The organism is Vibrio sp. D173a (assembly GCF_030248475.1).
The window spans coordinates 1-9,007 of the sequence record NZ_JAHGAH010000287.1; the positions used below are offsets into that span (position 1 = coordinate 1).

Annotated in this window: 9 protein-coding genes; 5 read left to right on the forward strand and 4 right to left on the reverse strand. The window is 43.7% G+C overall.

Going from position 1 to position 9,007, the window contains the following annotated elements; all coding sequences use genetic code 11:
* Positions 1–47 precede the first annotated feature (47 nt).
* From KIV40_RS24295 to KIV40_RS24305, 3 genes are read right to left on the reverse strand one after another with little or no spacing between them, the layout of a single operon-like run.
* Positions 48–710, reverse strand: coding sequence for a DUF2987 domain-containing protein (locus tag KIV40_RS24295; protein ID WP_285351744.1), 663 nt, complete (start codon positions 708–710; stop codon positions 48–50).
* Between the two features lie 17 nt (positions 711–727).
* The gene (locus KIV40_RS24300) at positions 728–1,564 is read right to left on the reverse strand and encodes a glucosaminidase domain-containing protein (RefSeq protein WP_285351745.1); all 837 of its coding nucleotides are present in this window, start codon (positions 1,562–1,564) and stop codon (positions 728–730) included.
* Positions 1,557–2,354, reverse strand: a complete 798-nt coding sequence (locus tag KIV40_RS24305) for a hypothetical protein (protein ID WP_005528450.1) — start codon at positions 2,352–2,354, stop codon at positions 1,557–1,559. The genes KIV40_RS24300 and KIV40_RS24305 overlap by 8 nt, the downstream gene beginning before the upstream one ends.
* Positions 2,355–2,677: 323 nt before the next feature.
* Between KIV40_RS24305 and potA the strand changes: the two genes are divergently transcribed.
* From potA to KIV40_RS24330, 5 genes are all read left to right on the forward strand, one after another.
* Positions 2,678–3,871 carry a spermidine/putrescine ABC transporter ATP-binding protein PotA gene (gene potA / locus KIV40_RS24310; protein ID WP_285351748.1) on the forward strand — a complete coding sequence of 398 codons (1,194 nt, stop codon included), beginning with the start codon at positions 2,678–2,680 and terminating at the stop codon, positions 3,869–3,871.
* A complete protein-coding gene (gene potB / locus KIV40_RS24315; protein WP_010447924.1) occupies positions 3,852–4,712 on the forward strand; it encodes a spermidine/putrescine ABC transporter permease PotB in 861 nt (286 codons plus the stop codon). Before potA ends, potB begins: the two co-directional genes overlap by 20 nt.
* On the forward strand, positions 4,712–5,482 hold the full coding sequence (gene potC, locus KIV40_RS24320; protein WP_005389180.1) for a spermidine/putrescine ABC transporter permease PotC: 771 nt from the start codon (positions 4,712–4,714) through the stop codon (positions 5,480–5,482). The genes potB and potC overlap by 1 nt, the downstream gene beginning before the upstream one ends.
* A 102-nt stretch (positions 5,483–5,584) precedes the next feature.
* Complete coding sequence (locus tag KIV40_RS24325) at positions 5,585–6,616, forward strand: extracellular solute-binding protein (protein ID WP_009706099.1); 1,032 nt, start codon at positions 5,585–5,587, stop codon at positions 6,614–6,616.
* A 245-nt stretch (positions 6,617–6,861) separates the two neighbouring features.
* A complete protein-coding gene (locus KIV40_RS24330) occupies positions 6,862–7,899 on the forward strand; it encodes an extracellular solute-binding protein (protein ID WP_038890245.1) in 1,038 nt (345 codons plus the stop codon).
* 194 nt (positions 7,900–8,093) lie between these two features.
* Here KIV40_RS24330 and cobB read toward each other — a convergent pair whose 3' ends face one another.
* Positions 8,094–8,825: a Sir2 family NAD+-dependent deacetylase gene (gene cobB / locus KIV40_RS24335; RefSeq protein WP_050906342.1), complete on the reverse strand. Its 732-nt coding sequence runs from the start codon at positions 8,823–8,825 to the stop codon at positions 8,094–8,096.
* Between the last annotated feature and the right edge of the window lie 182 nt (positions 8,826–9,007).

Below are 9,007 nucleotides of genomic sequence, written 5' to 3' on the forward strand. Positions count from 1 at the left end.
CTGATCGGCATTACCACCAAGGCAGCTCTTTCAAAATCAAATCACGATTACTTTTTCACGTTGGGTAGATAAGGCAGAACGCGAGTCGTTGGTTGAGGAAGCGTCATATGTCCGCCTTCACCAATATCACTCAGTGCGACTTGAACTTTACCATTCACTATGGCTTTTTCTGTGCCATTGGAGAATATAATGGTGTCATTCAACTCGTCAGCAAATTCCATCGTCACGCCTTGAACCTCTGGAGTGAAACAACCTGCAAACATACCGCCTAAATCTTCAAGCAAAGCCTGCATTTGGGGCATCAAAGGCGTAAGTTGCTCGTAAGATACGTTACCCTGTAACGGCTCTTTGGTCATCACAACTAAAGAGTAATCACATCGTGTGTCTTTCGGCGTTTGGACGAAGACAAGTGGGTTCGCAGACTTCAAGTTCTTGTCGATCGGAATAGGAAGTTCTTTAGAAGCCGGAATAACAAACTCTTCGTAATGCTCTTCTTTTTCCATCCATGCTTTTTCTATCTCACACAATTTCTTAGTGTCTGCGTCGACAAAAAAGACACCGACTTTAACGTCGTCATGCCCTTCTTTCGCATTGTTCTTCAATTGTGTGTAGAGCTTAGAATACGTAAACATGTATTCTTGCGCGTGAGTTGCAGGCGATGCTAAGACCAGTACCGCACTGCCTAGTAAACTTAGGCTTAACTTCTTCATCCGATCCGTTATTTCTTCTATTGTGTCCAGTAAGCGTTATTGTGACGAATCATGGCTCGTAAGTCATTAACATAGGCGATGCCACGCTCAGAATACGCGAGCAAGCCATGAGTCAACTCTGATGCCGTCACCACAGATAATAAATCCTTGTGTTTCTTTGCTAAATTAGCGCGAATATCGCGTAAATCAGCATAAGCACGGTTGCGGTTCACATTCATAAAGTAACCGTGCACCGACTCTTGTACCGAGTCGAATTTTTCTACTTCATGGGTTTTTCCTGCCCCACGATGTGTAGGCACAATACCGCAGCCCCTCTTATAACACCATTGACCAAACAAGTTGTTTGCTTGAGTGGCAAAACGAGAGGTTCCCCACGCAGATTCATTGGCGGCTTGGGTTAAAACCAATGCCTCAGGCAACACGTTGACACGCTTGAGCATTTCATCTAGCCAAGCTTGTGTGACTGTATCATCCTTCAATGGATAGGAATATAGTGCAGCCAAACGCTCAGCGTAAGGCGTCTGCTCAGAGCCAACTTCTCCAATTTTCAGAGACGTTAAGAATGCGCGCTCTTTCTCGATACGTTGATTTTCTAACGCAATTTTCGGGCGCAGAAAGTCGAAGAAGGCGGTCTTCTTATCTTTCGTGTCCTTAATCGAGTTGAAATCAGGAATATCACCAATATAAGGAAGGTTCGACAAATCCAAGTGATTAACAGGACCATGCACCGCTTGGGAATCAGCAGTATTGCGATATACGCGGTCGTAGTGCAAATATGGTCCAACAGAAGCAAAAGTGGCGGCTATTGTGATAGCCGCCACTCGTAAACTCATTGACTTTAAAGATTTAGGCATCAAACACCTGAGAGTTACCATCGTGATCGTTATCATTTTGCTGTGTTGCTACGATCTTCAACTTAATCCCAAACATTTCGCGGTACAGAATCCCCTTCAAATGGAAGAAGAACGGCAGCACGAAGATCAAGCCAATTCCGTAGAACATTGCAGCAACAATAAACATCAACATCACGCCTAAGTAAAGCCCTGCGACGACAAAAAGCTTCTTGTTGATGGCACGAAGTGACAAAAGAAGTGACTGCATAGGTGGCACTCTTTTCTCACAAATCAATAGGATAGAATGGCTAAATGCTAGAGAAAGGTACAGAGATAACAACGGGAAAATCATTCCTGCTACGCCCTGCATCATCAAGCTAAACAACGTAGCTAGAATCACTGGAACGGTAAACTGAAGACCTTTGCCCACATGGCGCACTTTCGTCTTAAGACCTGCTACGTGACTCATCGCCATTAGACTAATGCCAGCGTAAATCGGTGCACTGATCACTTCGTAACTGAAGTTAGCCACATAAATAGCGGATACGATGTCAGCAGTAAAAGACTCTGGAGTTTGGATGGCATCAAGAATGACTGCGGGATCACCCAATTGAAGCTGCAAAGCAATATAGAAAATGCCCAACTGAACGAAGAGCAATAGAATGATCGCTGGTGAGAAGGACAGAAACTGTTGAATGGTAGTGCGCCAAGCTTCACTAAAAACAGCACCTGCCTTCAGTTCATACTTGCCAGAAAGAGCTCGCTCTACACTCCCTCCAAGGTTGAAATCTTTCTCAAAATCGTTGTTCATATTTTATCCAAGGCTAACTTGTAAAATTTTTTCTGGAAAACCAATTAATTAATAAGGGCGTCATTATAAAGAAATCTTGCCAAGTCTAAAATCAGATCTCGGCTTCAATACTTGCAATCTTTGCTATTTGGTCGATAATTAACCACTCGCAAATCCATGAAATTGAAAACATTTGCACAAGAAATCAATACCTCACCTATATATAGCGGAAATGCAAATACCCCTATAAAAACAGTATGGTAAGGAATGTTTACTTTTGCCTGCAAAATTTTTTCTGTTTCAAGATAAGAAAATACTTTGATTTCACAATTTTGGTGATTATGATGCGCGCCTCAAAAGTGAATGGCTTATGTCACATCAATTGGATACAACCCAATTTGAACGTGGGAGAAATACAGACGTTGAACGCTAAACAGCAAGCAGGAAAGCCAGTAGTTCGTCTATCTGGTATTAGCAAAAGTTTCGATGGTAAGGAAATCATCGGTAATTTAAATCTGGATGTTAATCATGGTGAGTTTCTGACGATTCTTGGTCCTTCTGGTTGTGGTAAAACAACGGTTTTACGCATGATCGCGGGCTTTGAGACGGCAGATAACGGTCTAATCGTACTAGATGACCAAGATGTAACACAGGTTCCTGCAGAGCAAAGGCACGTCAACACGGTATTTCAGAGTTACGCACTCTTCCCTCATATGACCGTATTTGAAAACGTTGCTTTTGGTCTTCGCATGCAGAAAACACCTGCTGCAGAGATCGAGCCACGAGTTATGGATGCGCTACGCATGGTTCGCCTAGAAAAAATGGCACAGCGTAAGCCTCACCAACTTTCAGGTGGTCAACAACAACGTATCGCCATTGCACGTGCGGTTGTTAACAAACCAAAAGTACTGCTGCTAGATGAATCTCTATCTGCACTTGATTACAAACTACGTAAGCAAATGCAAATCGAGCTTAAACAGCTTCAGCGTCAACTTGGTATTACCTTTATCTTCGTTACGCACGATCAGGAAGAAGCTCTATCGATGTCTGACCGCATTATTGTTATGCGTGACGGTGTTATCGAACAAGACGGCTCTCCACGTGAGATTTACGAAGAGCCTAAGAACCTATTTGTTGCTCGCTTTATCGGTGAGATCAACGTATTCAATGCAACCATGCTAGAGCGTATCGACGAGAAACGTATCCGTGCAGAAATCGAAGGCGTTGAATCCATTGTTTACTACGATCAAGAAGCACAAGTCGGTGACAAACTACAAGTACTACTTCGCCCAGAAGACTTACGCATCGAAGAGATCAAAGAGTCTGAAGAAAAAGGCATCGTAGGTCACGTAACAGAGCGTACCTATAAAGGTATGACGCTTGATTCAGTTATCCAGTTGGATTCAGGCATGCGCGTGATGGTAAGCGAATTCTTTAACGAAGATGATCCAGATGTGGACCACTCCCTCGGCCAGAAAGTCGCTATTACTTGGGTTGAGAGCTGGGAGGTAGTACTAAATGATAAGCAAGAAGCTTAATCTTCAGAACGCGATCATTACCCTAATCGTTGGCTGGCTAACACTGTTTGTGTTAGTACCAAACCTAATGATTATCGGTACGAGTTTCTTGACGCGTGATGAAGCGAACCTAATTGAATTAACGTTTACTTTCGACAACTACCTTCGCCTACTCGATCCTCTGTATGCAAAAGTGCTGATGCACTCTTTCTACATGGCGATCATCGCAACTTTGTTGTGTTTGGTGATTGGTTATCCATTTGCTTACATCGTAGCGAAAATGCCTGAAAAATGGCGTCCGTTCATGTTGTTCTTGGTGATTGTACCGTTTTGGACGAACTCTCTTATCCGTACGTACGGCTTAAAGATTGTTCTAGGTACTCAGGGCATTTTGAACAAATCTTTGATGGCAATGGAAATCATCGATAAGCCGATGCGTTTAATGTATACCGAAACAGCAGTAATGATCGGTCTTGTGTACATCTTGCTTCCATTTATGATTTTGCCGCTTTACTCGGCAATCGAGAAGTTAGACAACACATACATCGAGGCCGCAAAAGACCTTGGTGCGAATAAGTTCCAAACCATTACTAAAGTGATTCTACCTCTGACAATGCCTGGCATTATCGGTGGTTGTTTGTTGGTCCTGCTACCTGCACTAGGTATGTTCTACATATCTGACCTTCTTGGCGGCGCGAAGAACCTACTGATCGGTAACGTTATTAAGAGTCAGGTATTGAACGCTCGTGACTGGCCATTTGGTGCTGCGACCAGTATCGCCCTCACCTTCGCAATGGCTGTGATGCTTTACGCTTACTACAGAGCAGGCAAACTATTGAATAAGAAAGTGGAGCTAGACTAATGGGACGCACAGTTAGATTTAGCTTTATGGCGCTGGTATATGCGTTTTTGTATCTGCCAATCATCGTCTTAATTGTTAACTCATTTAATGCCAACAAATTTGGTATGAAATGGGGCGGTTTCACCACGAAATGGTACGAAACCTTAGTAAACAACGACAGCCTAATGCAGGCTGCATGGCATTCATTGAACGTAGCGGTATTCTCAGCAACAGCAGCAACCATTATTGGTAGCTTGACGGCTGTTGCCCTATTCCGTTACTCGTTCAAAGGTAAAGGCGCGGTAAACGGCATGTTGTTTGTCGTAATGATGTCTCCAGATATTGTAATGGCGATTTCATTGCTTGCTCTGTTCCTAGTATTAGGCGCACAGCTTGGCTTCTTTACGCTATTGATTGCTCACATCACCTTCTGTCTACCGTTTGTTGTGGTAACAGTGTACAGCCGCTTAAATGGCTTTGATGTGAAGATGTTGGAAGCAGCAAAAGATCTTGGCGCAAGCGAATGGGTAATCTTGAAACAGATCATCCTTCCTCTTGCTAAACCAGCGGTTGCTGCGGGTTGGCTACTGAGCTTTACCCTGTCTCTGGACGACGTAATTATTAGCTCGTTCGTAACAGGCCCAACATACGAAATCCTACCATTGAAGATTTACTCAATGGTTAAGGTGGGCATTTCACCGGAAGTGAACGCCCTAGCAACGGTCATGCTGATTGTTTCTTTGGTTCTTGTAGTAATTTCTCAGTTGCTAGCAAGAGAAAAAGTGAAGTAGAATCCGCACCCGTTAACATCACGAAACAGAATGGTTACATGCCATTCTGTTTTTCTATCTATCGTCCAAAATTGGACAACGTTTGGTTTGGAGCTAACGTCAATGAAAAAATGGGCTACTCTATTAGCTGGTAGTGCATGTGCGCTTTCTCTGTTCTCTGGTACAGCGGCAGCGGATGATAAAGAATTAGTATTTATGAACTGGGGTCCTTACATCAACAGTAATATCCTAGAGCAATTTACTAAAGAAACTGGCATCAAAGTGATCTACTCGACTTACGAGTCGAACGAGACTTTGTATGCAAAGCTAAAAACTCATAACCAAGGTTATGACCTAGTAGTACCTTCAACGTACTTCGTAGCGAAGATGCGTGACGAAGGCATGCTACAAAAGATCGATAAGACTAAGCTGAAAAACTTCGGCAACCTAGATAAAAACTACCTAGACAAGCCTTACGATCCAAATAACGACTACTCTATTCCACACGTTGTTGCGATTACAGGTCTAGCGGTTAACGCGGACATGTACGATCCAAACGACTTCCAAAGCTGGGCTGACCTATGGAAGCCAGAGCTTGAAGGTCAAGTAATGCTGATGGACGACACTCGTGAAGTGTTCCACATTGCACTACGCAAACTGGGTTACTCAGGTAACTCTACGGATCCAAAACAAATCGACGAAGCGTACGCAGAGCTACAAAAGCTAATGCCAAACGTTCTAGTATTTAACTCTGACAACCCAGGTGCACCATACATGTCTGGCGAAGTTGGCGTTGGTATGCTTTGGAACGGCAGCGCGGCAGCAGCTCAAAACGAAGGCATGAACCTTAAGCTAGTATTCCCTAAAGAAGGTGGTATCGGCTGGGTTGATAACTTCGCTATCTCTTCTGGTGCAAAAAACGTAGAAGCGGCTCATAAGATGATCGACTTCCTACTACGTCCAGAAATCGCAGAGCAAATCTCGGCTGATACGGGTTACCTAACAGCGGTTGCAGAATCTAACGCTAAGTTCAAAGACGTTGCACCACTGTTCCCTTCTCAAGAAGATCTTGACCGCGTTGAATGGCAAGATTCTGTTGGCGACATGACAGTGAAGTACGAAGATTACTTCCTGAAGCTGAAAGCGGGTCAATAATCGCTTAATAAGCCATCTAGTAAATGAAAATAGGCAGCAATACGCTGCCTATTTTTGTAATTGACTGATATAATTACACGTTGCTAGGTTTATTTGCTGCGGCTATGAACATTATCTTCTCTCGAAGTCATAACGCTCATCATTCGTACTCCAAATAAACGGGATTGTGCTTATCGCAACTTGGCTCAAATCGATTTCTGTTACTAGTATTGATTTGTCCTATTGCTGAACAAAACGGAAATAAAATGAAAAGTAAATTCTACGCAAGCGCACTGTGTGCGGCGACGCTAATCGCTACCCCTGCAATGGCTGCTGATCAAGAACTGTATTTCTACAACTGGTCGGAATACATTCCAAACGAAGTTCTTGAAGACTTTACAAAAGAAACTGGCATCAAAGTTATCTACTCTACGTACGAGTCTAACGAAAGCATGTACGCGAAGTTGAAAACTCAAGGTTCTGGTTACGACTTGGTAGTACCGTCTACCTATTTCGTATCTAAAATGCGTAAAGAAGGCATGCTGCAAAAGATCGACAAAGAGAAACTGTCTCACTTTGCTGATCTAGACACCAACTTCCTGAACAAGCCGTTCGACCCGAACAACAACTACTCTATCCCATACATTTGGGGTGCGACTGGTATTGGTATCAATGCTGACATGCTAGACAAATCGTCTGTTTCTAAATGGGACGATTTCTGGGATAGCAAGTGGGAAGGTCAACTGATGCTGATGGATGATTCTCGCGAAGTATTCCACATTGCATTGACTAAACTTGGTTACTCACCAAACACGACGAACCCTGACGAAATCAAAGCTGCTTATGAAGAGCTGAAAAAACTGATGCCAAACGTATTGGTTTTTAACTCAGACTTTCCAGCAAACCCATACCTAGCAGGTGAAGTATCACTTGGTATGCTTTGGAACGGCTCAGCTTACATGGCTCGTCAAGAAGGTGCGAACATTGACATCATCTGGCCAGAAAAAGGCACTATCTTCTGGATGGACAGCCTAGCAATCCCAGCAGGCGCGAAGAACGTTGATGCGGCTCATAAGATGATCGACTTCCTACTACGTCCTGAGAACGCAGCTAAGATCGCACTAGAGATTGGTTACCCTACTCCAGTGAAAACAGCGCACGCTCTACTACCGAAAGAATTTGCTAACGATCCAAGCATCTTCCCACCACAAGAAGTGATGGACAGCGGTACATGGCAAGACGAAGTTGGTGAAGCAAGCGTGCTTTACGATGAGTACTTCCAAAAGCTAAAAGTAGACAACTAATCAGTCTGTCGAAATAGTTTAGAAAAGCGGCTTCGGTCGCTTTTCTTGTATCTGAAACTTACTGTTTGTATCTCCAGCTACCCTGCTCAAATTACCAAGCGCCAGAATACAAAGTTTCAAAATACAACGTTTCAAAATACAAAAAGGCATCGAATCACTCGATGCCTTTGTTAAAGAAGGTTCTGCCCGTTTTATTAAGCGCTGGCTTCGTTTTCCAGAGCAAGAATTTCGTCAACCAATTTTGGCACTTCAATACTTGCTTTACCGTAACGCTTCTCTTCAAACTCACTCTCGACGGCACTTGGTTCTAAATTGATTTCAATCGTATGTGCACCATGCATCTTTGCGTCATGTACAAAGCCTGCGGCTGGATATACCACGCCAGATGTACCGATAGATATAAATAGATCTGCTTCTTCCAATGCCGCGTAGATCTCTCCCATGCGCAGTGGCATTTCACCAAACCAAACAATGTGTGGGCGCATTTGCGAAGGAATTTGGCAGCAATGGCATAACTCGCCAGTCTCAATGTCTTCTGAATGCTCGATGACTTGATTGGATTCGCTGCAACGCGCTTTGAGCAACTCACCGTGCATGTGAATGATATTAGCGCTACCGCCTCTCTCGTGCAGATTATCGATGTTTTGAGTGATAATAGTCACTTTGCCTTCCAACTGCTCTTCTAAGCGTCCAAGCGCGATATGGGCCGCATTCGGCTTGATATCTTCACCTTGTAGCTTTTTACGACGTTGGTTATAAAAGCTCTGAACCAAATCCGGATCACGCAAGAAACCTTCCGGTGTTGCGACATCCTCGATACGGTGATTCTCCCAGAGACCATCTTGAGCTCGAAATGTTTGAATACCAGACTCAGCCGAGATGCCAGCGCCAGTAAGTACGACAATATTTCTGTATGGGAAATTCATAACCGATCCTTGTTGCTCTTTTTTATTAAGCTTAACACCGATAGAAAAACAACAATAGCAATAAGGATTAGACCATGGTCGTAAGCCTGCTGATTTGCCTCTTATTTCTGTTTAAAAACTGATGGAATCGTTCCGTCTTTCAGGCATAAAAAAGCCCCGCGATGGCGCTGTCTCTTGATCAC